Consider the following 23,655-nt stretch of genomic DNA (forward strand, 5'->3'; position numbering starts at 1 on the left):
GTTCTGAGTCGGTTGAACGGAAGCCACCGCGGCTCCTCTGCGGCATGAGCGCATGGCGTGACCATTGCCATGCACACAACTCATCAGCGAGCGATCGTTGCCTCGTGGCCTGACCGAGATGCGCTGAAGGTCCCCCGTCAGGGGACATCATGACGCTTGTAGTGGAACCGACTGAAGCTATTTGGGCATCAAGTCTTACGACGCGGCCTCATCGGTGGTGAGAAGTGTCAACCAGCCGTTAGCACGTGTGTCAAACCTCATTTGCTTCCCGCATCCCGCGCAGCGAGCCACTCCTGCATCTCCGACCCGCACCTTCGCAGCATCGTGCCCAGCCGAGCCATGAATGCTGAGGTTCTGTTCCATCTGATCACGTTATCAGCGTCGATGTGGCAACGGTTGGCGGAGCAACGGCCACTCCGTGACTCTTTGACTCGGCCTACCAGTCGGTGAGGACACGGAGAGCTTGCTGGGATCGGAGTTGAAGGTCGTCGTCTTCCGCGGTGGTCCAGCTCTCGAGGACCACGGTGAGGATGGCGACGATCGCAGCTGACCGGGCTTGGGCTTCGAGTGCGGTGATGGTGGGGAAATACTGATGAATGACGGCAACGAGATCTTCCTGGGCGGCGCGGCCAGCGGCCAGCCATGACATGCGAAGCGCCGGTGTCCCGAGTATCAGTCGCAGCTCGCTGCGGCGGACAGGGCCGGCTGATACCTCCATGAACCCGGCTACCACTGCATCGAGCAGCGGTAGGTCGCGACGCTTCCGGATGGCTGCCGTCAGCTCATCTGGGCCCGCACGCAGACCGACCGAGAGTGCTTCATCTTTGCCCGAGCAGTGCCGGTAGAACGTACGCATTGAGATCCCCGCTGCCGTGGCGATCTGCTCGACAGTGACGTTCTCGAACCCGTGCCGCTCGAACAGCGACGCCGCTGCCTCCGCAATGTCTGCCTGCGTCGCCGTCCTGCGACGCACCCGAAGCGGCGCGAGCTGCTGCGTCTCATCGCCGATCGACTGCGTGTCCATGCTTCAAGTATCCCGCAATCCGTGGTGGCACACATCCGCTAAGTGGCATGATGTGCCACACGCTCGGAGAGGCCGAGTCTCGAAGGAGAGAACATGTCTGCAGTGTCGTTCACTGGCCGCGTGGCGGTTGTGACAGGGGCCGGCGGGGGCTTAGGTCGGGCTCATGCCCTCGAGCTCGCGAGCCGCGGAGCGAAGGTGGTCATCAACGACCTCGGCGGTGACATCAGCGGGGAGAACGGCGGAACCGCCATGGCCGACCAGGTCGTCGAGGAGATCCGGGCCGCCGGCGGTGAGGCGGTTTCGAACTACGACTCGGTTGCCACCCCTGAGGGAGGCCGATCCATCGTTCAGACCGCTCTCGACGCCTTCGGCAAGATCGACATTCTGATCAACAACGCCGGCAACATCCGCAACGCCGCCTTCACCGACTTGACCCCGACAGCGATCGACGCCCTGCTGGCGGTGCACGTCAACGGCGCGTTCTACGTCACGCAGCCCGCCTTCACGAACATGCGGGAGAACGGCTACGGCCGCATCGTGTTCACATCCTCTGCTGCAGGTTTGTTCGGGTCGATCCAGCAGGCCAACTATGCAGCGGCCAAGGGTGGGGTGTTTGGCCTCGCTAACGTGGTCGCGCTGGAAGGAGCGCCGCACGGCATCCTCGCGAACACGATCCTGCCCGCGGCGCTCAGTCGGATGGGAGCGGACATGAACGAGGACCAATTCGTCGGTATGCCGACAACGCCAGCGCACGCAGAACCCGAGATGATCAGCGCCTTGGTCGCATACCTCGCCAGCGACGCAAACACCCGCTCGCACGAGCTCTACTCGATCGCACGCGGCCGTTATGCGCGTGTCTTCATGGGGGTCACGCCAGGCTGGCATGTTGCTGCCGATGAGCCGGTCGCCACCCCCGACGACGTCGCCGCACACATCGACCAGATACGCGACCTGGACGGATATTCCATTCCTGGGTCCATGAACGAAGAGTTTGCGTTGGTCCGCTGATGACGCTCCAGGACAAGGTCGTCGTCGTCACCGGCGGCGCCTCCGGCATCGGAGAAGCAACCGCGAAGCTGCTCGCCGAACGCGGCGCCAAGGTCGTCATCGGTGATGTGTTCGAGGCAGCTGGCACCCGCGTGGTCGATGAGATCATCACAGCCGGAGGCGCGGCGTCATTCATCCGCACAGATGTCTCACGCGCCGAGGACACGATCGCCCTCGTCGAACACGCCGTGGACACCTTCGGCGCACTCCACCAAGCCGCGAACGTCGCTGGGATCGGCCATCCGCACGCTCGCATCCACGATCTCGACGAGACGTGGTGGGATCGCGTCCACAGCATCGACCTCAAAGGCATCTGGCTGTCGATGAAAGCCGAGATCAGCTTCTTCCTCGAGCACGGGGGCGGGTCGATCGTCAACATGGCCTCCGATGCCGGACTTCGTGCCACGATCGGTCAGCCCGCCTATGCTGCAGCGAAAGCCGGTGTCATTTCTCTCACGGGGCAAGCAGCACTCGAGTACGCCCGCGACAGCATCCGGGTCAACGCTGTCGCCCCTGGCCTGATCGACACCCCCGCAGTAGCAGCGCTCGACGATGAGATCCGAGCGCTGTACGCGGCGCAGATGCCAGTGGGCAGGATGGGGACGCCGCGAGAAGTCGCGGCAGTAGTCGCGTGGCTACTTTCCGACGACGCCAGCTTCGTCACCGGCATCACTCACAGCGTCGACGGCGGCTTCATGCAGAAGAGCTGACCCGCGACGCGACCAAAGTCACATCCGCTCTGGCGGCTACGCCCTGCCCCGCGGGGCGTAGCCGGGAGGAGGCATCATGACCGCCACAGCTTCGAAATCGAGCGTCAGGACGATCTGGTCTGACGACGGCGACGCGATTGATGTGATGTTTGCGGGCTGGGCCGAGTCGACGAACGACGCGTTGTCCTTGACCTGCTGAAGAGACCAGACGACGTCAGCCGCGATAACCGGCTTGCTGTCCTGGAACTTCCTGCCGTCCCAAGGATGACCGTGAAGGTGAGCCCGTCGGACGAGAGCTCGTGCTTCGAGAGGAGCACGCCACGGATCGCACCGATGCCGTCCATCGCCCGGCCGACGAGCCCCTGATGCAGGTTGTCGATGAGCACCTGATCGAGCGCAGCACCGGGCTGCGTGCGGATGTCCACGCTGGTTGATTCGGGGACGAGCCCGCTCCGGGCCGTAGTGCCAGCGCCGCCCTGTTCGATCGAGGATTCCGAGCACCTGGTCAGAGCAAGGGCAAGGGTCGAGACGACCGCGACGGCGCTGGCAACGCGGGCTGCGCGTCTGCCCGGACGCGGGAGGAGCGGACTTCTGGGCTTGGCGTTCCTTCCGGCGCGGGATTGGCGGTCGTCGCGTCGCGCCTTCACGAGCGTAACGAGCATCTGCGACAGGGACGAGCAGGCAAGACGCGAAAGGCCGGATGCAAGCGTTCGTGACGCTCCGGAGGCCACGCCAACTCGGTCGTCAGTGCGCGTGCGACTCAGCCGTCGTCGCTACATGGGACCACGAAGCGAGGCCCGATCGGTCGCGGAACGCTCCCGAACGCCGAATTCGCAGTAGAGCCCGCACCCGGGCGTCAGCAGTGCCGTCGAATCTCCGCGCAACGCCGCCAGAAGGGAGCCCAAAAGTAGAAGTATCGGGGTTGATCGTCATCATGGTGACCACTCGGACAGGACGCGGTTCCTGCATCTTCTCATGAACGCGCTCGGGCTTGAGCTGACCTGTGTTCCAGCAGCCGCATTATGCATCGTCAGACTGCCGAAACCATGAATGACGGACGGCTAGATCCAGTCGTGATGCGCGGGCGCTAGTCACGAGATCCACCATGCCTGCAGATCCAGTCAGCTCGCGACCAGAAGTGCCCGCTACTCGGCCAGCGAGAGCCGCAGTCCGCTTTCGCGCAGAATTTGAAACTGAGCGCGAGTTCCAGATGGACCAGAACCCCTCAGCTGATGATCAACCATGGGACCCCGATTCAGCGGTCAGCGTCGAAGTTGGGCAACGTGTCGGCCGCCCTTGTTGAGCCGGATGATGATGTCGGCTTTCGGCCCTGGATCGGATCCGGGGGTCCCCACGATGACGATGCTGCCTTGACTGGCAAGCTGGGCAAGAGCATCGTAGACGACGTCTCGGGAGATGGGGTCGAGTTCACTTGCGGGATCGTCAAGTACCTTGACGGGGGCATCGACGACCATCGCGCGGGCCAGGGCGACGCGCTGCTGCTGGCCGCCGGAGGGTTGTTCCACGAGGTTGTGGTGCACCGCCGTTGGAAGACCGACGGCATCGAGCGCCGCTCGGATGAGTTCAGCTGAGCTGGCTTGTTTGGCAGCGATGAGTTCGAGTGCGACGTTCTCGGCTGCACTCAGGCCGCTGATCAGGTCGTGCTCGCGTGACATCTCGGACACGTGTGACGCCCGCTCCGCGAGCGGCCCATGAAGGCGGATGGAACCTTCCACGATCGATCCTGATACGGGTGTTTTCTCGCCGTGCTTGCGCAAATGGTGAACGATGTGGTTCAGGAAGTCTGTGATGACGGCCCCGTCATGGCCGGTCACGGCAACTACGCTTCCCTGCGGAATCACTCGATTGACGGTGAGGACTGCCCGGTCATTCATTTCGAGGAGGACTTCTTCGAGGATCAAAGATCCTTGATCACATCTCTCTACTTCGCCAGTCATACCGCCTCCGTATCGTTGTCCTCGGCGTCATCTCGACTCACCCTGAGAGCGTCTGGTCTGTCTGCTTGGACGGACACCAGCGAGCCGGCGGGCCAGCGGGCGCGCACGTGCTCGGGAATTGGGATGGAGCCGTCGGCCGAGATGACGGCTCGGCGACCGCTGCCGTGATCTTCCTCTCCGACGCGGCCGTCTCGTAGGTGTACCAAGCGTTGCATCCGCTTCGCGACGGCTTCATCGTGGGTGACGAGCAGCGCCGCAATACCCTCCTGATCGGCCTCCGCAACCAGCAGGTCGAGTAACCGCTCTCGAGCAGCATCACCATGAGGCCCACTTAATTTTGTTTCGTCGCGCGGCAGGGTTCGCCGGTGCTGGCGTCTGCCGGGCGACTTTCCGACGTACGCCCCCGAAGGGACCCCTGTGAACACCAAGCGAATCGGTTCGATCGCAGCGATCGCGATCGCCGGCGCCGTCGCGCTGTCCTCCTGCGCCTCGAACGAGAGCGGCAGCGGCGACACCGCCGCGCCGACCTCGAGCTCCGGCACCGACTACTCGAAGCTCTCGGGCACGCTGACCGGCTCTGGTGCGAGCACCCAGCAGACCGCTCAGGGTGTGTGGGCTGCGAACTTCCAGAACGTCGCCTCCGGCGTGACGGTCAACTACTCGCCGGACGGCTCCGGCGCCGGCCGCAAGAACTTCATCTCGGGTGCCGCGGACTTCGCCGGCTCCGACGCCGCGCTGAAGGACGAGGAGCTCTCAGGCTCGTTCGACCTGTGCGCGGACAAGGCCATCGACATCCCGGTCTACATCTCCCCGATCGCCATCGCCTACAAGGTCGACGGCGTCAAGGAGCCCACGCTCGACGCGAAGACCATCGCGGGCATCTTCTCGGGCAAGATCACCAAGTGGAACGCCTCCGAGATCGCCGACCTGAACAAGGGCGTCGACCTGCCGGACACGAACATCACCGTCGTGCACCGCAACGACGACTCGGGCACCACGTACAACTTCAGTCAGTACCTCAACGCGAACGCGCCGGATGTCTGGACCGAGGAGCCCAGTCAGACCTTCCCGTACTCCGTCGGCGACAGTGCGAAGGGCACCTCGGGTATCGCCTCGACCATGTCCACCGCCTCGAACGCCATCACCTACATCGACGACTCCGGCGCCGGTGACCTCGACAAGGCCAAGCTCATGGTCGGCTCCACGGCCACCGGGATCTCGGCCGAGGGCGCTGCCAAGGTCGTTTCTGACTCGGAGCTCGAGACCGGTCGCGAAGCCAACGACGTGGCGATCGACATCGACCGCAAGGACACCGCCGAGGGTGCGTGGCCGCTGGTCCTGGTCTCCTACGCGATCGCCTGCCAGGAGTACAAGGACGCCGACAAGGGTGCGCTCGTGAAGGGCTACCTCGATTACGTCGTCACGCAGGACGCGCAGGAGGCCGCCGCGAAGGAGGCCAAGTCGGCCGCCCTCACCTCCGACCTGTCGGAGAAGGCCGCGAAGGCCGTCGCCTCCATCAAGTAGCAGCAACCGACATGCAGGAAGGAGCACGGCCGCCAACGGGCCGTGCTCCTTCCTTGTCCTCCCGACGCTGCCGTCGAGCGCACTCCGGTCGGTGAGCGGGCTGCCAGCGGATTCGCGATCAGTGTGATGCCGTTTCGGTGAGATCAGGAAGGCGTGCTGCTCGTCAACGCGATCACTGCCGCGCCGGCGTGCTGGAGGACCTCGTCGTCCGAGTCTGTGATCACGGTGCAATCGGCGAGCGTGAAGGCATGGCAGAGGGACACCTGGTTGAACTTGCTGCTGTCGGCGAGCACGTAGGTGTGCTTGCTGTGTGCCTGCACGATCCGCTTCTTGTTCGCCTCGCGGATGTCGAACGTGGTCACCCCGGCGGCGGCATCGATGCCGGTCACGCCGATGAACGCCTTGTCGAAGTACAGGTCGGCGAGTTCGCGATCAGTGATCGGACCTGCCACGGAGCCGATCACGGGCAGCACGTCCCCGCCGAGTGCGGTGACGGTGACACTCGGAGGCAGCGGCAGGTTCAGCGCGTGCGTGTTCGAGGTGATCACGTGCACACGCGAACCACGGAGCGCTCGCATGAGTTCGGTCGCAGTCGTTCCTGAGTCCACGTAGACCGTGTCACCGTCGGCGACGAGCGCGGCGGCCGCTTCGGCGATCGCGGTCTTCTGGGCCCGGTTGATGAGGGACTTCGTCGCGATCGGCACCTCGCTCGCAGCGTCTTCGAGCCGGATGGCACCGCCGCGCAGGCTCACGATCCTGCCCGTGTCCTCGAGGGCCTTGATGTCCCGGCGCACCGTCGACGGTGACGCGCCCGTCACGTCGATCAACGCCTCGATCGTCACCGGGTCGCCGGCGGCGGCCTGCTCGAGGATCAGCTGGTGTCGCTCAAAGGACTTCACTGGTGAGCACCTCGCGGGTCGGCATGCTGGACTGCGCGCCGACGCCCTCGACGGTGATCGACGCCACACGCGTCGCATCGACTGCAGCAGCGAAGGGGTCGGACCCGTTGACGAGGGCATTGGCGAACGCCCCGATGAACGAGTCACCGGCGCCGGTCGAGTCTACGGCGTGAGCGGGGACGGCCTCGACGAACTGGACAGTGGTGCTGTCGGCGACGTAGCACCCGCGGCTCCCGAGCGTCAGGACCACCCCCTGGCAGAAGCGTTGCAGGTCGACCACCGCGCGCTGCATGGCCGCGTCGTCGTGGACGTCGCCGAGGTCGCGGCCGATGTACGCGCTCGCCTCCTCCTCGTTCACCACGAACCATGTGCACCGGCGCGTCACACGCTCCGCGACGGGGCGAGCAGGAGCGGCGTTGAACACGACCGGTACCGCGGCGGCTGCCGCCAGTTCGACGGTCCGTTCGTTCGCCTCGGCAGGGATCTCGTTCTGGATCACGACGACGCCGGCTTCCTGGAACAGCTGCTGGTTCTCATCGATCCAGCCCGGGTCGATCGCCCCGTTGGCACCTTCGACGATGGTGGCGTACACATCGCCCTCACCCACGACGTGGACGATGCCCAACCCGCTGGACTCGTCGGTCGGTCGCATGTGGCAGTCGATGCCATGGCTCCGCAGGTTGTCGAGGCACAGCCGGCCCAGACCATCGGCACCGCAGGCGCCGATGAACCGGACCGTCGCTCCGAGTCGCGCAGCCTGAACCGCTTGGTTCGCGCCCTTCCCGCCGAACGCACCCTTCGCCTCGGCTGCAGCGAAGGTCTCGCCGCGGCGGGGGAGACGGTCCTGCGTGACGATGTAGTCGTAGTTGACGCTCCCGACGACCAAGACGTCCGTGCCTGCCATGGGGACCTCCACCTCGTTGTGCTCGCTCATGCTCCAGCGCGGAGCAGCCGTGCGGCAAGCGGATCTCTCACCGCATTGCCGACACGGGCTGAGCCTAGGAAGCTCTGACGCTCGTTGTCAAAGATGGCGACGCAAAAAGAAAAAACTTGACCAAACTTGTCAGGCCGGGCTAGCTTCGCCGACATGAAGTTCGCAACGCGCCTCAACTCCTTCGTCAGCGGCGGCGACGTCCCCGCTGCTCTCCGCCGCATCGCTGCGACCGAGGGCGTCGACTACGTCGACCTCAACTACCCCGAGCACTTCGAGAGCGTCGGGCCTGCGGCCATGAAGGCGCTCCTGGACGAACTCGGCCTGACGCTCAACGGCAACGCCACGCGCTTCCGCAAGCAGTTCGTCGCCGGCGAGTTCAGCAACCCGGACGAGACGGTCCGTCGGGCGGCGATCGACCTGGCGAAGGACGCGATCGATGCCGCCGCGACCTGCGGCAGCGATCTGCTCACGGTCTGGCTCGGCTTCGACGGCTACGACTTCACGTTCCAGAAGGACTACGCGGCCGACCTGCAGCGCATCGTGTCCGCCTTCCAGGAACTGGCCGACCACCGCCCGGACTTCCGGATCAGCATCGAGTACAAGCCGTACGAGGAGCGCGTGCACTCGATGATCAACAGCTTCGGACAGACGCTCGACGTCATCACCCGCATCGACCGCCCGAACCTCGGAGCGACCCTCGACTTCGCACACATGCTGATGGCCGGAGACCAGCCTGCGTTCGGGGCGTCGCTGCTCCTCGAGCAGGGCAAGCTCTTCGGGATCCACCTCAACGACGGCAACAACGCCCATGACGACGGCCTCATGATCGGATCCATCCACCCGTTCGAGACCATGGAGATGATCTACTTCCTCCTCCGCCACGAGTGGGACGGAGTCATCTACTTCGACACCTTCCCGATCCGCGAGGACGCGCAGGACGAGGCCGAGACCAACCGCGCCACCGTCGAGCTCTTCTTCGAGAAGGTCAAGGCTGTCGGTGTCGACCGCATCACCGAGGTCATCCGTTCGCAGGACGGCATCGCAGCGCAGCGACTGCGCAACGAACTCCTCGGCATCGGGTCGTCGAAGTACCAGGGCGAACTCGCCGTCTGACCGTGAACCCGGCCGGCGCACATTCCTGCGCCGGCCGGCCTCGCCTCTCCTCCCGATGGTGTGAACAGAAAGGCTCCGAAGTGAACCGCGTCCTCGACCGCATAGGACTGCCCCGAAACCTCGTCTGGGGCTACATCGGACTCGTCCTCTTCATGGTGGGTGACGGCGTCGAACAAGGGTGGATCTCGCCGTGGCTCGTCTCCCGCGGCGTCACCGTCTCCGACACCGCCGCCCTGATCACGGTCTACGGAGTAACGGTCGCGATCGCGGCCTGGTTCTCCGGCGTCCTCGTGCAGACCATGGGGCCACGCAAGGTCATGCTCCTCGCCCTCACCGCGTTCCTGGTCGGCAGCGTCGGGTTCATCGGATTCGGCGTCACCAGCCTCGACTGGCCGGTGATGCTCGTCTTCTACGCGATCCGGGGCCTGGGCTACCCGCTGTTCGCGTACTCGTTCCTCACCTGGATCAACTACAGCGCCCCGCTGGAGCGCCGTGGCCTCGCCGCCGGCTGGTTCTGGTTCATGTTCTCGCTCGGCCTCAGCGTGATCGGGCCGTTCTACTCGTCACTCGCCTTGCCTGCATTCGGGCACATCGCGGTGCTCTGGACCGGCCTGGCCTTCGTCATCGTCGGAGCACTCGTCGCCACCATCGCCAACCGAGCGACCGTCCCGCCCGAGGAGATCCACCCGTTCAGTGCGCGCGAGCTGTCGAAGGCCGTCACGCTGATCGGACGACCGACGATCTCGATCGGTCTCCTCGTGAAGACGATCAACGGGCTGGCGCAGTACGGCCTGCCGGTCTTCATGCCGATCTACCTCGCCTCCTTCGGCTACACGACCACACAGTGGCTGCAGATGTGGTCCCTCGTGTTCACCGTCGCCATCTTCGCCAACCTGTTCTTCGGCTACGTCGGCGACAAGATCGGCTGGCGACGCACGATCGGTTGGGTCGGCGGCGTGGCCTACTCCGTCGTGCTCGTCGCGGTGTTCCTCGCGCCCCACCTCATCGGCCACGACGTGGCGCTGATGACGATCGTGCTCTGCCTGTGCGGCGTGACGATGGCCGGCTTCGTGCCGCTGTCCGCGCTCTTCCCACTGCTCGCACCGGACAACAAGGGCGCAGCGATGTCCGTACTCAACCTCGGAGCCGGACTCTCCGCGTTCGTCGCACCGGCCCTTGCCGGACTCTTCTTCGGGTGGTTGGGCGCAGGCGGCGTCCTCGGCATCTACGCCGGCTTCTACCTCCTCAGCGCGATCCTCACCCCCTTCCTGAAGACCCCCGCCGAGAAAGCGTCCACCGACGCTGCTCCCGCGAGCCGTGACGAACCCGTCCCGGTCCACAACTGAACCTCCTCTCCTCACCCACCCCGCGGCACCCGAGTGTGCGGCGCATCCCAGAAGGTCAACGCAATGGCGCGAACCAGAACCGTGTTCTCCCTCTCCCTCGTCGTGGCGATCGCACTCGTCGCAGTGGTCGGCGGTGTCGTCGGCGGACGAGCCACCGTCTCGAACGCCGACGCGCGCAGTTCCGGATCCGCAGGTGCGGCCGCCGGTGTGAAGGTCGACGTGATCATCCGAGCAACCGACTCCGAGTACTGGCAGACCCTCCTCGCCGGTGCGGAAGCAGCAGCCAAGGACTACGGCGTCGACGTCAGCACCTTCGGTCCGACGTCGGAGACGGACATCGCCGGCCAGGTGCAGCTCGTCGAGAACTCCGTGGCTCGCGGAGCGGACGCGATCGTCGTCGCACCGAGCTCGAGCGAGGCGCTGAACGCATCCGTCAACGCGGCCCGGAAGTCCGGGATCAAGGTGATCACCGCCGACACCCGCGTCACCGCAGACGTCGACGGCCACATCGGAACCAACAACGAACTCGCTGGCACCTCCGCTGGCGAGAAGATGTGCAAGCTCCTGACCGCCCAGGGGACGACCACCGGCAAGGTCCTCGTCGAAGCGCCGATCGCTGGCATCGAGGCCAACCAGCAGCGCGACGCAGGATTCCGGTCCGGTCTGTCGAAGGACTGCCCGAAGATCGACGCGAGCCTGCAGAACTACAACAACAACGACATCAGCACAGCCGCGTCGCAGGTGAACGACGCCATCTCGGCCCACTCGGACCTGGTGGGTGTCTTCGCGGACAACAACAGCTCCGGAGTCGGAGCGGCCACTGCGATCAAGGACAACAAGGCAGCGGACACCATCCCGGTGGTCGCCTTCGACTCCGACCCCGCCGAGAACGCCGCGCTCAAGGCCGGGACGATCGACGCCCTCGTGGTGCAGAACCCCTGGTTCCTCGGCTACCAGGGCGTCGTCGAGGCAGCCATGGCCTCCCAGGGGCGCATCCCGCCGGCGGTCCTCGATCCCGGAGTCGCCGTCGTCGACCGCGACAACATGGACGACGCCGCGATCAAGACCCTGCTGAAGCCGCAGACCGCCAAGGTCGACAAGTGACGATCGTCGAGCCCGACGGAGCCGCGGTCCTGCACCTCGTCGACGTCTCCAAGGCGTTCGGAACGGTCCAAGCCCTCAGCGGGGTGTCCCTGAAGCTGGTCGCCGGCCAGGTGCACTGCCTGGCAGGCGAGAACGGTGCCGGGAAGTCCACCCTGATCAAGATCCTCACGGGAGCGTTGCATCGTGACTCGGGAGAATTCCGGATCGACTCCGACCCCGTGACCACCGCGACACCGTCAGCGTTGCGAGCTGCAGGAGTGCAAGCGGTGTACCAGGAGCTCAGCCTGCTGCCGCACCTCTCGGTTGCCGAGAACGTGTTCATGGGCAGACTCCCCTCCAGGTCAGGCCTCATCCGCACCGGCGAGCTCCACGACCGATGCCGGGTCGCGCTCGACGACCTCGGGCTCACCGAGGTCGATCCGTCGGCGACGGTGGAGCACCTGCCAGCGGCGACGAAACAGCTGGTCGAGGTCGCCAAGGTCGCGACCGCCGACCAGGTCAAGGTCATCGTCTTCGACGAGCCCACGACCGCGTTGACCGAAGCGGAGTCGGATCGCCTCCTCGAGCAGATTCGACGCTTCAAGGCAGCTGGCGTCGCGATCCTGTACATCACGCACCGGCTCGAGGAGATGTTCGCCATCGGCGACTGGGTCACCGTCCTTCGCGACGGTGAACTCTCCCAGAGCGGGCCTCTCTCCGACTACACCGAGGACACCCTCATCACCGCGATGGTGGGCAGGGACGTCACCGCGCTCTACCCGGACGAGGTCCGCGAGGAACACTCCGAGCGCCTCACGGTCACCGGCCTCCGACGCACACCGGACAGCCCGCCGATCGACCTCGTCGCGCGCGGCGGTGAGATCCTCGGTATCGGCGGCCTGCTCGGGTCAGGGCGCAGCGAGCTGCTCCTGAGCATCTTCGGGTCGGACTCGATCGCAGCAGGCGAGATCCGGATCGACGGGCGGGTCGTCAGGCCGGACGGCCCCCGGAGCATGATGAACGCCGGTGTCGCGCTGCTCACCGAGGACCGGAAGGTCCTCGGGCTCCTCCCCGAACTCTCCATCAGGGAGAACGTGACGATCGCGAGCCTGCGAACCGGTTCGCGGAAGGGGCTCCTGCCGCGGAAGTCTCAGATCAGCGAGGCTGATGCGCTGCTCGACAGCCTCCGGATCCGGGCCGGCTCGTACGACCAGCCCGTTTCGTCCCTCTCCGGCGGCAACCAGCAGAAAGTCCTCCTCGCCCGGTGGTTGCTCACCAAACCCAAGGTGATCATGTTCGACGAACCCACGAAGGGCATCGACATCGGCGCGAAGGGTGAGCTGTACGACGTGATCAACGGCCTCGCCCGCCAGGGGCTCGCGGTCGTGGTGGTCTCCTCCTACCTCCCCGAGCTCCTCGGTCTCGCCGACCGCGTCGTCGTGCTCCGCGAGGACGCCATCGCCGGTGAACTGCCCCGCGGGGCATCCGAGGAAGACGTCCTCCAGCTCGCCAGCGGCGCAACGCCGTCCCTCCGCAACGATCGATCCGACACCGCCGTCGGACAGAACCCCTAGGGAAGACCTCATGCCGAAACTCCTCTGGCGCGAAGCCATCGAGACCACCACCATACGCACGGTCCGGGACAGTGGCGCCCCCCTCACCGCGAGGATCAGCCCGAAGCCGAGGGTCGCCACGCTCGGGAGCATCGCCGGCCGCGAGAGCGGAGTCCTCGTCGTCCTGCTCGTCGTCTTCGGCGCGCTGACCCTCCTCAGCGACGACTTCCTCACCGCCAACAACCTGGCCAACCTCGCTCGACAGGTCTCGATCTACGGCATCATCGCAATCGGGCAGCTCCTCGTGATCCTCACCGGCGGGATCGATCTGTCGACGGGATCGATCCTCGGCCTGTCCGGGGCGGTCACCGCACAGCTGATCGTCGACGGCGTCCCGGTCGTCCCCGCGATCGCGCTCGGACTCCTCATCGGCGCCGTCCTCGGGCTCTTCACCGGGTTCGTCGTCACACGCTTCAAGCTGCCCCCGTTCATCGCAACCCTCGGCATGCTCGGTATCGCCCGCGGTATCGTCCTCGTGATCACCGACGCCAACACCGTCCAGGGCCTGCCCGACAGCTTCCAACAGCTCGCCAACGGCACGGTCTTCGGTGTCCCGAACCTGCTCATCCTCTTCGTCCTGATCGCCGCGGCCGCCGCGTTCGTGCTCAGGCGGACGGTGTTCGGGCGCTACGTCTACGCCGTCGGGTCGAACGCGGAAGCTGCACGTCTCGCCGGCGTTCCCGTCAGACTCGTGACGGTCTGCGTCTACGTCATCGCGGGCCTGCTGTCCGCCGTCGGGGGCATCCTGCTGACCTCGCGTCTCGGTGCCGGTGTGCCGACGGCGGGCACGGGTTTCGAGCTGCAGGCGATCGCCGCGTGCGTCATCGGCGGAGCCAGCTTGTCCGGGGCACGTGGGAGCGCGATCGGTGCTGCGTGCGGGGCGCTGCTGATCGGCGTGCTCAACAACGGTGGCAACCTCCTCGCCGTGAACTCGTTCTCCCTGCAGATCGCGATCGGCGCACTCATCCTCGTCGCGGTGGCGTTCGACCAGCTCAACAACCGTGCCGCTGCGAAGGAGTGACCGATGTTGCGAGGCATCGATCCGGTCCTGAACGCCGAGGTGCTGAGCGTCTTGATGGCGATGGGGCACGGCGACGAGGTGCTGATCTGCGACGTCAACCACCCAGCAGCGTCCATCGCCGCACACACCGTCCACGGCAGCGTCGTACACATGACGGGATGCGGTATCGAGCGGGCGACGACCGCGATCCTCTCCCTGCTCCCACTGGACACCTTCGTCGATGCGCCGATCCGGCGGATGCAGGTCGTCGGTGCACCGGATCGGCTCGTCGATGCGCACCAGGTGATGCAACGTGTCGCTGACCGGGCCGCAGGCGGGCCCGTCACCGTGGAAGCGCTTGCACGGTTCGACTTCTACGAAGCAGCGCGCGGAGCGTACGCAGTGATCCGGACATCCGACCCTGGCCCCTACGGTTGTTTCCTCCTCCGCAAGGGAACCATCGAAGTCGGCGAGTGACCCGGCAGATCCTCGTGGACGAGGCAGCCGTCGTCTGCCGACCGCCGTCACGGCGGCACGCACACGACCGCGGGGAGCCGTCACCCGACGACCGTACCGCCGTCCTCCACCACCCGGATCGTCACCGTGATCAGGTCCGCCGACGGCCCCGGCACCCCGTCGACGACCTCGCGTAACCGCTCCCCGACCTCGCGCAGGGTGTCGGGCGCCGGCCGCCGGTCGTCCACCGCGATGTGCGTGGTGAGCCGGAGCGTGGTGTCGAGCCGGTCGACGTCGACGAGCACGTCGGGCTCCCGCAGCGACAGCGCGACCGCGACGGCCTCGGCGGCGGCGTGCACCGCGGACCGGGGTGCGTGCACGCCGACGACCCCGGGGACGGCCCGGACGGCGGCGGTCAGGTCGCGGGAGAGTGCTTCGTCGTCCACGGTGCTGCTCCTCACGGCAGGAAGACGTCGTCGAATCGGACGTCGATCGACGCGACGGTGAGCTCGGTGTGCCGCTCGAGTGCGCGCGTGACGGCGAGCCGGAGTCGCTCGGCGGTCTCCTCGGCGGGGTGTCCGTAGACGAGTCCGGCGGTGACGGAGACGGTGATCGGGGCGCCGGGGACGTCGAGGTCGCCGGTCAGGGTGCAGCGTCCCATGACGACCCCGCCCATGGTGTCGCCGGCCCGCCGCACGATGCCCTGCACGGCGGCCTCGGTCATCGACAGGCGCAGCCGCGGGTCGGGGTGGGAGACCGGGACGTCCCGGCCGGAGCGGACCTCGGCGCGGATCGCCTCGAGCAGCCGGTCGACCCAGCCGGTCTCGCGGTCGGACTCGCCGTCGGCGCGGTGCTGCAGGGCGTCGAGCGAGAGCTCGCGGAGCCGCTGCATGTTCGAGAGCGCGAGGCGGCACGCGGCGGAACCCTCGATCGACGGGTCGATCGGGTTCCGTCCGCGGTCGAGGTACTCGGCGAGCTCCTCCATGGAGTGGCCGTCGAGGTCGTCGTCCGGCAGGGGCAGGTCGTCGTCGGGCACGGGCAGGTCGTCCTGGTTCATCGCCATCCCTCCATCTCCGCGGAGAGGAACCGTCGCGCTCGGGCGAGCAGCCCGCGGACGGTGGTCACGGGCAGTTCGAGTTCGTCGGCGATCTGCTGGTAGCTGTAGCCGGCGGTCTCCCGGAGCAACCAGCACCGACGCTGGTCGACGGGCAGCCGGTCGAGCGCGGCCCAGACGGCGTCGAGCTGCAAGCGCGTCTCGACGATGCGCTCCGGGTCCCGGGCGGCGTGGGTCGGCTCGGCGACGTCGTCGTCGAGCTCCTCGTGGTGCCGTCGGCGCCGCAGCCGGTCGAGGGCCTTGCGCGTGACGATCTGCATCATCCACGGCCGGAACCGCGCGGGCTGCTCGAGCTCCCCGAGCTTCCGCCACCCGGTCAGGAAGGACTCCTGCACGACGTCGTCCGACTCGACGTTCGACGCGAGGACCTGCTCCGCGTACACGCGCATCACCGGACCGTGGCGCCGGGCGAGGACCTCGAACGCCAGGACGTCCCCGTCACCGGCGCGCGACACGAGGGTCGCGTCCGATGCGTGGAGCAGGGGGTCGTCCTCGGGCACACCCCGAGCCAACACCCCGCGCCCGCGGGGACGCCGGACGCTGCCGTGCCCCGTCCGGACACGCCGCGGATCGGTCATTTCGTGACAGAACGCGCGCTCGGGACGTCCTCCTGTCGACATGCACCACGAACCCGCACCCGAACCCGGCACACCCCACCGTCCCCACGACGTCGGCGGTCCGCCGTCCGACCCAGTGGTCCGCGACCTCTGCATGAGCGTCTTCGACCGCTGGCGCTGCGCGCTCGCCGACGGGCACGAGGGCCTCCACGCCGCCGAGGTCGAGGGCTCGTCGACGTCGTGGAACGACGCGGCGTCCGGGCGCCGGCTCCGCGGACTCTGACGCGCGCCGCGGCCGCGGGTCCGCGATGATGGCCTCCGTGCACCCCGCCCAGTCCGACCGCGCCGCCGCCGTCCTCGACACCCTCGTCGCCCACGCCGACCGGACCGGCTTCCGCGCCCACGGCCTGCACGTCCGGATCGGTGACGAGACGGCCGAGCACCACTGGACGCCCGACGTCCGCCGCGAGGTGCACTCGATCGCGAAGGGCGTCGCCGTCCTGGCGGTCGGCATCGCTGCGGACGACGGCCTCGTCGACGTCGACGCACCGGTCGTCGAGGCGATGGCGGCCGCCCTGCCGGGCACCGCGTTCGGCCCGGGCACCGGCGAGGTCACCCTGCGGCACCTGCTCACGATGACGAGCGGCATCGACATGCCCTGGTCGGCGACGGAGCTCACCGAGTGGCCGGACCTCGCCGCCGAGTTCCTCGGCCGGCCCGCACGCGGCCGGGTCTTCCAGTACGCGAACGTGAGCACGTACACGGCGATGCGCGTCCTCGAGACCCGGGTCGGCGACGTCGGCGCGTTCGTCGCGGACCGCCTGTTCACGCCGCTCGGCGTCGACGGCGTCACCTGGGAGCGCTGCTCCCGCGGGTTCGTCGCCGGCGGGGCCGGCATCGCGCTCCGCACCGAGGAGGTCGCCCGCCTCGGCCGCCTGGTGCGCGACCGCGGCGTCGTGGACGGACGGCGCGTCGTCGGGGCGCGGTGGTGCGACGCGATGCACACGGACTGGGTCGTCCGACCCGACGCGGACCCCGGCTACGACCGGTACGCGATGGCGGGTTGGGGCGGGCCAGGGCGGCTCTGGCGCCTGCACGGCGCGTACGGCCAGATGGTCATGTCCGCCGACCACGCCGTGGTCACGGTCACCGCCGACGACCACGGCGGGGCGGACGCCTTCGCGGTCGCCGTGGACGCGGTGCTCGCCCCCTAGCGGCGCGGCCCGTCACCGGGGCGGGGACCACCGGACGGGAGGCACGTGGCGGGGCCGCACCGTGCCTCCCGTCCGGTGGGTGGTCGCGTCACGCGACGGGCGGGGCGAAGGCGGCCCCGGCGGACGCAGCCGAGCCGTCCCACCCGGTGGCACCGGCGGCGACCGCTGCACGGAGCAGGACCTCGCCCGTCCGCGAGCCGTCGCAGACCACGCGGACGCCGAGCGCGCGACCGACCCGGACGATCGACGCGACGGCGGCGGCGTCGCGGTCCGTGAGGGACGCGACCAGGAGCACGTCGGGGGCGGGCGCGAAGCCGCGGAGCGCGGATCCCCAGGTGTCCGCATGCAGGAGGGTGCTGCAATACTCCTCGGAGACGAGCCACCCGTACCGCTCGGCACGGTCGTGCGCGTCCAGGACCACCAGCGTGCCGTTCACGGGTGACCACCGTGGCGGGGGAGGGGGACTCCGTCGTGACGGACCCGGGACAGGAACGACGCGTCGCCGTCGTCATCGAGGACGACCTCGACATCCGCTACCTGCTCGAGCAGGTGCTCATGCAGGCCGGTTTCTCGACGGTCAGCACCGGCAACGGCGAGGACGGCGTGCGCGCGGTCCTCGCGCACGAGCCCGTCGTGACGACGCTCGACGTGTCGCTGCCGGGGATCGACGGCTTCGAGGTGGCGCGGCGCATCCGGGAGTCGAGCAGCACCTACATCGTGATGATCTCGGCGATGGGTGACGAGATCGACATCCTGCAGGGCCTCGAGGCCGGTGCGGACGACTACCTCGTCAAGCCCTTCCGGCCGCGGGAACTCCGGGCCAGGCTCGGGGCGATGCTCCGGCGTCCGCGCATCGCGGAGCCCGCGGCGCCCGAGGTCGGCGACCCGGACGGCACCGGTCCGCTCGCCGCGAGCGAGGTCCCGGTCGCGTCCGCCGCGCCCTCGGCCGTCCTGTCCGTCGCGACGGTCACGCCCGAGGTCCCCGCCCCTCCGGTGGCCGCGGACCCGCCGACCTCGCCCGACGGTCCGGCGTCGCCGGGCTCGCCGGCTTCGCCGGTCGGTCCGGCCGACGTCGACGGTGCGTGGGTGCACCACAACGGGCTCGCGATCGACCAGGAGGCCCGGCTCGTCCGGGTGGACGGCGTCCCGGTCGAGCTGACCAAGACCGAGTTCGACCTCATCGCGACGCTCGTCGAGACCCGTCGCCGCGTCCGGTCCAAGGCGGACCTGGCGCTGGCCGTCCGGAACGACGCGTACGTCACCACCCACTACATCGGCGACGCCGACCGGCGGAACGTCGAGGTGCACATGGCGAACCTGCGACGCAAGCTCGCCGACGACCCGAACGCGCCACGCTTCGTCGTGACGGTCCGGGGCGTCGGCTACCGGCTGACGGGACCCGGGGACCCGGGGTTCGTCGCGGAGTGAGCGGGGAGGCGGCATCCCTCAGACCCGGTACCCGAACTGGCGGCGGAGCAGCTTGCCGACCATCCCGAGGGTCTGCATCGCCGTGATCACGGCGAGCACCGGCCAGCCGAACCACAGGATCGTGGACTGCGCGACGACGTCGAGCTGCAGCCATCCGTACACCGCGGCGGCCATCACGAGCAGGACGATCGCGACCGGCGCCAGGTGCGCGTTGCCCGAGCCGCGCTCGGCCTTCGCCTGCTCGGCCCAGTTGTCGGTCTGCTTCTTGCTCGCGAAGCGGGTCCACGCGCGCAGGAAGTGGCCGAGACGGATCCACATGTAGACCTCGGCCGGGGCGATGAGCGCCGCGAACAGCACGTCGCGCCACGTGCGGTGCTTCATGGACGCGACGACCCGCAGGTTCAGCGCGACGGCGACCACCGGCGGGACCAGCCACAGCGGGCTGAACACGAACGCGTGGATCGACAGGGACGCGACGAGCAGCAGCACGAAGAGCACGCGCGTCAGGAAGTTCATCGCCATCGAGGCGTGCTCGACCCAGCGCAGGCGCAGGTTCGGGTGGAACGGCTGCCCCTTCGTGTCACCGCGCTGCCCGGGCCACATGAGCTCGATCGCGCCGAAGTTCCACTTGACCTGCTGGGCGTCGAGGCCGCGCAGGGTGTGCATCCCGCCGACGTCGGCGCGGGCGCGGGCGCTGATCTTGGTGAGGTACCCGGCGCTCTTCACCTGGAGCGAGAGCAGGGAGTCCTCGACCTCGCTGTCCTTCACCCACGGCGAGCCCTGGTGGTTCGCGTCCATGACCTCGTGCAGGGCGCGCATCGAGAAGATCGAGAACTGGCCGCCGAGGACCGCCATGTTCCGGCCCTTGAGCATGTTCTGCATGTTGAACGCGGCGAACTGGGCGCGCTGTCCGGCGATCAGGAAGCGCTGCACGGGACCGCGGAAGGGCCGGTCGTCGATCGAGTAGATCGCGGAGATGCCGCCGATGCGCGCGTCGGAGACGATCTCCTGCGCCAGCCACTCCACGGCGTCCGGGTGCGCCGTGGTGTCGCCGTCGACGCCGAGCATGTAGTCGCAGCCCTCGATGAGGCTGAAGCCGTAGTTCAGGGCCCCGACCTTCTTGTCCGGGTTCTCGCCGATGTCGTGCACGTAGACCTCGGTGCGCTGCCCGACGCCGTCGCGCTCGACCACGTGCGGGCCGGCGAAGTCCGCGGCGACGTCGAAGGTCCGGTCCGTCGTGTTGTTGATCACGACGTGCACCACGTCCGGCAGCCGGGTCTGCTCGAGGAGCGAGGTGAGCACGGCGGCGATGCTCTCCTCCTCGTTGTAGGCCGGGATGACGCAGCCGATGGACGGGCGGTACTCCGGCAGCGCCTGCAGGTCGTCGAGGACCGACGCGGCCAGCTCGGGGTCGTGGCGGCGCGTGTAGCGGCTGCGGTCGGCGGCGGTCGAGGTGGTGGGGACCGTGCGGGGGGCCTCGGTGGGTCGGGTGGCGGACACGGGGTGCTCCTGATCGTTCGGGTCGATGCGGTTGCACCGAGTCTCCGGGCCACCGCTCTGCGCCGGCGCTACCATGGCGCAGCGGATCCTCAAGATCTGCTCTGGACGCAGGAGTGGGGGCGACGATGACGGTTCGGCGGGGGTCGGTCGTGGGGCGGCCGCTGACGGGGCGTCCGGTCGTGGCGCGGGCTGCAGCCGTGTCGGCGCTCGCGGTCGGTGCGGTGCTCGTGCTCGCCGGGTGCGGGACGCCGCCGTGGGAGGTCGCGGCATCGGCGTCCGCGTCGGCATCGGGGGCACCGTCCGCGTCGGCGTCCGGGGCGCCGTCTCGCACGCCGTCCGCGAAGCCGTCCGCCGTCGGTGGGGACCTGGCCTCCGGGGCGGCGAGCCGGACCCTGCAGGCCGGCGACCTGACGGTGGACGTCCGCTACTGGTCGACCCTGCCGATGGACGAGTGGACCCCGGGAGCGGACAAGCCCCTTTCGATGTCCGTGACGACCCGGTCCGGCGGCGACGCCGAGGTCCGGCTCGTGCGGGCCGCCGTCGCCGTGTCGTACCGGACGGGGTCGGGCGCCGACGTCGCGTCGGACGGCTCGCCCGCCGAGCAGGCGGACGGTCAGGGCTACGCGGTCGCCGCGCCGCAGTCGTGGTCCGGGACCTTCGTGCTCGGGGCGGCTCCCGCCGAGGCCGCGCGGCTCCGGGCGATCGTGACGCTCGTGTTCACCGAGACCACGGCGGGGAGCGGCGGCGCGACGGCACAGCAGACCGCGACCGACACGCTGTCGATCGACCTCGCACCGGCGGGCTGACCGCACCGGAGGACGGGCGGTCGCGGGGCGTCGTCAGTCGTCGGTCTCGAGGTCGTCGAGCCGGTAGCCGAGGTCGTCGGTCGAGGTCGTGCGCCAGGTCGCCGTCGGAACGGTCGGGACGCGGTCCGGCGAGACCGCCACGAGGGCCGTCTCGACCTCGGCGCGCCAGGCAGTCAGGTCGCACTCCTCCTGCCGGACGAGCGCCACGACCCGGTCGTGCTGCTCGGTCCACAGCGGGGCGTCCGGCGGGACGACGTCCCGGAGCGCCCGGGCCAGGGCAGCACGAGCGGCGTCGACCGTCTCGGAGCCGAACGCGGTCCCGAGCAGCGCGGCGTCGCCGACGGTCACCGCGAGGCGGACGACCGACACCTGGTGGTAGTCCGCGCGGTCGAGCATCCGCAGCGCCGCCGGGAGCGCCTCGGCCCGCTGCGGGACGCCGTCGCCCGCGGCCGCCGCCTTCCCCGGGCGGACCCGGAGCACCGTGCAGACGAGCCCGACCGTGAGCAGCACGACGAGCCACACGACCAGCACGCGGGTGGCCGACCCGGCGAAGAGCGCCGCGGCGATGCAGACGAGGAACGCCCCGACGATGCCGACCGCCGCGTCGAGGGCACTCCGGGGGACGTCCGGCCGTCGGGCGCCCGATCGACGGCTCACCAGCGCGGTGGCGAGCAGGACGAGGCCGCCGCCGACCGCGGTCCAGAGCAGGTAGGGGTTCACGCCACGGCCTCCGTCCGGTCGGGTCCCGCTGCCGGGATCGTCATCGTCGCGGTGGTGCCCTCGCCGAGCACGCTGACCACGCTGAGGTCCCCGCCGTGCCGCCGGGCGATCTGCCGGCAGATGGCGAGGCCGAGCCCGGTGCCGTGGATGCCGGTGCTCCGAACGCTCTCGGCACGGAAGAACCGCTCGAACAGCCGGTCCTGGTCGGCGTCAGCGATGCCGATCCCGTCGTCGCGCACGATGAGCCACACGAGGTCGCCGACCGCGTGCGCCCCGATCTCGACCCAGCCGCCGTCGTGGTTGTACTTGACGGCGTTGCTCACCAGGTTGTCGACGACCTGCCGGATCCGGAAGGCGTCGGCGACCACCGTCACGGGGGACGCCGCCGCGCTCGTCCGGAGCGTCACCCCGGCGGCGCGGGCGGCGGGCTCGGCGGCCTCGACCGCGGCGTCGACGACCTCGAGCAGGTCGCACGGTGCGAGCACGAGGTCGACACGTTCCTCGCGGGCCGCGTCGAGGATGCCGCCGACGAGCTCGACGAGTCGTTCGGCGTTGCGGGAAGCCACGTCGAGCAGGCGCTCGGCGTCCGCGGGCAGGCCCTCCACCTCGCGCGCGAGCTCCACGGAGCCGAGGACCGCCGTGGTCGGTGTGCGGAGCTCGTGCGACACCGAGGCGACCAGGTCGTCCCGGGCCTGCAGGGCACTCCGCTCGGCGGTGACGTCCCGCGCGACGAGGACGCCGCCCCCGCCGCCCTCGTCGGGCAGCAGGCGCGTGCTGACCGTGTACGTCCTGGCTCGACCGTCCTCGCGCCGGACCGGCACGAGCTCCTCCTCGAGCTCGGCGCCGTCCAGGGTCCGCCGCACGAGCGACCCGACCCCGTCCGCCGTGGTGCGGGCGGCGAGGTCCCGGGCGGCCGCGCCGCTGCGCCCGGCGTTCGTGACCGTGGTGTTCCCCTCGGCGTCGAAGGCGAGCACGTCGAAGTCCACCGAGTCGAGCACCGCGCGGACGAGTTCCTCGCGCGCGGTGACCTCGCCGAGGCGCCGACGGAGCAGTTCGGCCTGGTCGTGCAGGAGCGCCTGCCGGGCTCGGGCACGGCGAGCCAGGGCGGCCGCGGTCCCGCTGACCGCGGCGATCACGAGGGGGAGTGACACCAGCCGGGCGGTGTCGCCGGAGTCGATCGTCACCCACTCGCCGGGCGCGCCGACCCAGAGCAGGCCGACCGTGAACGCCGTGGTGGTCGCCGCACCGGGGAAGCCGAACGCGTACCCGGCCCACAGCGCGGGGAGTGTGAACAGCGCGCTGATCCCGACCGACGGCACGTCCCCGCGGATCAGGGCGATCGCGGCGACGTCGACGGCGAGCACGGCCGCGAACCACCGCGGGTCGACGGTCGTGGGGACCGCGGCCGCGACCGCGAGGGCCGCCAGCGGCAGCGCGGTCCCCAGGGCGGCGAGCACCCCGACCGACTCGCGGTCGACGACGAGCACGAAGGCGACGACCGGCATGATCCCGGCCACCACGGCGAGCTGGTTGCGGAACGCCCGCAGGCCAGCCCGCTCGTCCCGGTCCGTGCGCGTCCCCATGTGGACATGCTGGCACGCGCGCGGCG

At 68.9% G+C, this 23,655-nt stretch carries 25 protein-coding genes; 14 read left to right on the plus strand and 11 right to left on the minus strand.

What is annotated here, in order from left to right:
• Positions 1–436 precede the first annotated feature (436 nt).
• Positions 437–1,024 (minus strand): TetR/AcrR family transcriptional regulator, encoded by a 588-nt coding sequence (locus FB462_RS04330; protein ID WP_114848825.1) that lies wholly within the window; start codon positions 1,022–1,024, stop codon positions 437–439.
• A gap of 93 nt (positions 1,025–1,117) precedes the next feature.
• On the opposite strand from FB462_RS04330, the gene FB462_RS04335 reads away from it, so the two are divergent.
• From FB462_RS04335 to FB462_RS17800, 3 genes are all read left to right on the plus strand, one after another.
• Positions 1,118–2,032, plus strand: coding sequence for an SDR family NAD(P)-dependent oxidoreductase (locus FB462_RS04335; RefSeq protein ID WP_114848826.1), 915 nt, complete (start codon positions 1,118–1,120; stop codon positions 2,030–2,032).
• The gene (locus FB462_RS04340; protein ID WP_114848827.1) at positions 2,032–2,781 is read left to right on the plus strand and encodes an SDR family NAD(P)-dependent oxidoreductase; all 750 of its coding nucleotides are present in this window, start codon (positions 2,032–2,034) and stop codon (positions 2,779–2,781) included. Before FB462_RS04335 ends, FB462_RS04340 begins: the two co-directional genes overlap by 1 nt.
• A gap of 76 nt (positions 2,782–2,857) precedes the next feature.
• On the plus strand, positions 2,858–2,980 hold the full coding sequence (locus FB462_RS17800; protein WP_257222044.1) for a hypothetical protein: 123 nt from the start codon (positions 2,858–2,860) through the stop codon (positions 2,978–2,980).
• Between the two features lie 1,063 nt (positions 2,981–4,043).
• Here the strand turns inward: FB462_RS17800 and FB462_RS04345 are convergent.
• The gene (locus FB462_RS04345) at positions 4,044–4,703 is read right to left on the minus strand and encodes an ATP-binding cassette domain-containing protein (protein ID WP_167510006.1); all 660 of its coding nucleotides are present in this window, start codon (positions 4,701–4,703) and stop codon (positions 4,044–4,046) included.
• A 453-nt stretch (positions 4,704–5,156) separates the two neighbouring features.
• On the opposite strand from FB462_RS04345, the gene FB462_RS04350 reads away from it, so the two are divergent.
• Positions 5,157–6,263: a phosphate ABC transporter substrate-binding protein PstS gene (locus FB462_RS04350; protein ID WP_141860391.1), complete on the plus strand. Its 1,107-nt coding sequence runs from the start codon at positions 5,157–5,159 to the stop codon at positions 6,261–6,263.
• A gap of 143 nt (positions 6,264–6,406) precedes the next feature.
• Here the strand turns inward: FB462_RS04350 and FB462_RS04355 are convergent, their stop codons facing one another.
• Both FB462_RS04355 and FB462_RS04360 read right to left on the minus strand, forming a co-directional pair.
• Positions 6,407–7,162 carry a DeoR/GlpR family DNA-binding transcription regulator gene (locus tag FB462_RS04355; protein ID WP_167510007.1) on the minus strand — a complete coding sequence of 252 codons (756 nt, stop codon included), beginning with the start codon at positions 7,160–7,162 and terminating at the stop codon, positions 6,407–6,409.
• On the minus strand, positions 7,149–8,066 hold the full coding sequence (locus FB462_RS04360) for a ribokinase (protein ID WP_167510008.1): 918 nt from the start codon (positions 8,064–8,066) through the stop codon (positions 7,149–7,151). The genes FB462_RS04355 and FB462_RS04360 overlap by 14 nt, the downstream gene beginning before the upstream one ends.
• A 183-nt stretch (positions 8,067–8,249) precedes the next feature.
• Here FB462_RS04360 and FB462_RS04365 point away from each other — a divergent pair, with 183 nt between their 5' ends.
• The 6 genes from FB462_RS04365 to FB462_RS04390 all read left to right on the plus strand — a co-directional run bounded on the left by FB462_RS04365 (position 8,250) and on the right by FB462_RS04390 (position 14,728).
• On the plus strand, positions 8,250–9,209 hold the full coding sequence (locus FB462_RS04365; RefSeq protein ID WP_114848832.1) for a sugar phosphate isomerase/epimerase family protein: 960 nt from the start codon (positions 8,250–8,252) through the stop codon (positions 9,207–9,209).
• Positions 9,210–9,289: 80 nt separating this feature from the next.
• Entirely contained in the window at positions 9,290–10,555 is a 1,266-nt protein-coding gene (locus tag FB462_RS04370) for an MFS transporter (RefSeq protein ID WP_208738890.1), read from the plus strand.
• A 63-nt stretch (positions 10,556–10,618) separates the two neighbouring features.
• A complete protein-coding gene (locus FB462_RS04375) occupies positions 10,619–11,659 on the plus strand; it encodes an ABC transporter substrate-binding protein (protein WP_114848833.1) in 1,041 nt (346 codons plus the stop codon).
• Complete coding sequence (locus FB462_RS04380) at positions 11,656–13,212, plus strand: sugar ABC transporter ATP-binding protein (protein WP_202596804.1); 1,557 nt, start codon at positions 11,656–11,658, stop codon at positions 13,210–13,212. Before FB462_RS04375 ends, FB462_RS04380 begins: the two co-directional genes overlap by 4 nt.
• Positions 13,213–13,222: 10 nt before the next feature.
• Positions 13,223–14,272 carry an ABC transporter permease gene (locus tag FB462_RS04385; RefSeq protein ID WP_114848834.1) on the plus strand — a complete coding sequence of 350 codons (1,050 nt, stop codon included), beginning with the start codon at positions 13,223–13,225 and terminating at the stop codon, positions 14,270–14,272.
• 3 nt (positions 14,273–14,275) lie between these two features.
• Complete coding sequence (locus FB462_RS04390; RefSeq protein WP_114848835.1) at positions 14,276–14,728, plus strand: RbsD/FucU family protein; 453 nt, start codon at positions 14,276–14,278, stop codon at positions 14,726–14,728.
• Positions 14,729–14,808: 80 nt separating this feature from the next.
• On the opposite strand, the gene FB462_RS04395 is transcribed toward FB462_RS04390, so the two are convergent.
• The 3 genes from FB462_RS04395 to FB462_RS04405 are packed head-to-tail and all read right to left on the minus strand — an operon-like array spanning position 14,809 to position 16,321.
• Entirely contained in the window at positions 14,809–15,153 is a 345-nt protein-coding gene (locus FB462_RS04395; protein ID WP_114848836.1) for a hypothetical protein, read from the minus strand.
• A gap of 11 nt (positions 15,154–15,164) precedes the next feature.
• Complete coding sequence (locus FB462_RS04400; protein WP_114848837.1) at positions 15,165–15,770, minus strand: Asp23/Gls24 family envelope stress response protein; 606 nt, start codon at positions 15,768–15,770, stop codon at positions 15,165–15,167.
• Complete coding sequence (locus tag FB462_RS04405) at positions 15,761–16,321, minus strand: RNA polymerase sigma factor (RefSeq protein ID WP_229666788.1); 561 nt, start codon at positions 16,319–16,321, stop codon at positions 15,761–15,763. The genes FB462_RS04400 and FB462_RS04405 overlap by 10 nt, the downstream gene beginning before the upstream one ends.
• 211 nt (positions 16,322–16,532) lie before the next feature.
• Here FB462_RS04405 and FB462_RS17805 point away from each other — a divergent pair, with 211 nt between their 5' ends.
• Both FB462_RS17805 and FB462_RS04410 read left to right on the plus strand, forming a co-directional pair.
• Positions 16,533–16,661: a hypothetical protein gene (locus FB462_RS17805; RefSeq protein ID WP_257222040.1), complete on the plus strand. Its 129-nt coding sequence runs from the start codon at positions 16,533–16,535 to the stop codon at positions 16,659–16,661.
• Between the two features lie 37 nt (positions 16,662–16,698).
• A complete protein-coding gene (locus tag FB462_RS04410) occupies positions 16,699–17,592 on the plus strand; it encodes a serine hydrolase domain-containing protein (protein ID WP_229666787.1) in 894 nt (297 codons plus the stop codon).
• A gap of 88 nt (positions 17,593–17,680) precedes the next feature.
• Here FB462_RS04410 and FB462_RS04415 read toward each other — a convergent pair whose 3' ends face one another.
• Positions 17,681–18,028, minus strand: a complete 348-nt coding sequence (locus FB462_RS04415) for a hypothetical protein (RefSeq protein WP_058741171.1) — start codon at positions 18,026–18,028, stop codon at positions 17,681–17,683.
• Positions 18,029–18,030: 2 nt separating this feature from the next.
• Between FB462_RS04415 and FB462_RS04420 the strand changes: the two genes are divergently transcribed.
• Entirely contained in the window at positions 18,031–19,020 is a 990-nt protein-coding gene (locus FB462_RS04420; protein WP_229666785.1) for a response regulator transcription factor, read from the plus strand.
• A gap of 18 nt (positions 19,021–19,038) precedes the next feature.
• Here FB462_RS04420 and FB462_RS04425 read toward each other — a convergent pair whose 3' ends face one another.
• On the minus strand, positions 19,039–20,520 hold the full coding sequence (locus tag FB462_RS04425) for a glycosyltransferase family 2 protein (protein WP_308423650.1): 1,482 nt from the start codon (positions 20,518–20,520) through the stop codon (positions 19,039–19,041).
• A 125-nt stretch (positions 20,521–20,645) separates the two neighbouring features.
• On the opposite strand from FB462_RS04425, the gene FB462_RS04430 reads away from it, so the two are divergent.
• Positions 20,646–21,326: a hypothetical protein gene (locus tag FB462_RS04430; RefSeq protein WP_141860402.1), complete on the plus strand. Its 681-nt coding sequence runs from the start codon at positions 20,646–20,648 to the stop codon at positions 21,324–21,326.
• 33 nt (positions 21,327–21,359) lie between these two features.
• Here FB462_RS04430 and FB462_RS04435 read toward each other — a convergent pair whose 3' ends face one another.
• Both FB462_RS04435 and FB462_RS04440 read right to left on the minus strand, forming a co-directional pair.
• Positions 21,360–22,046 (minus strand): hypothetical protein, encoded by a 687-nt coding sequence (locus tag FB462_RS04435; RefSeq protein WP_141860404.1) that lies wholly within the window; start codon positions 22,044–22,046, stop codon positions 21,360–21,362.
• Entirely contained in the window at positions 22,043–23,629 is a 1,587-nt protein-coding gene (locus FB462_RS04440; RefSeq protein WP_141860406.1) for a sensor histidine kinase, read from the minus strand. Before FB462_RS04440 ends, FB462_RS04435 begins: the two co-directional genes overlap by 4 nt.
• Positions 23,630–23,655: the final 26 nt, after the last annotated feature.

Source organism: Curtobacterium citreum (assembly GCF_006715175.1).
Lineage (GTDB): Bacteria > Actinomycetota > Actinomycetes > Actinomycetales > Microbacteriaceae > Curtobacterium > Curtobacterium citreum.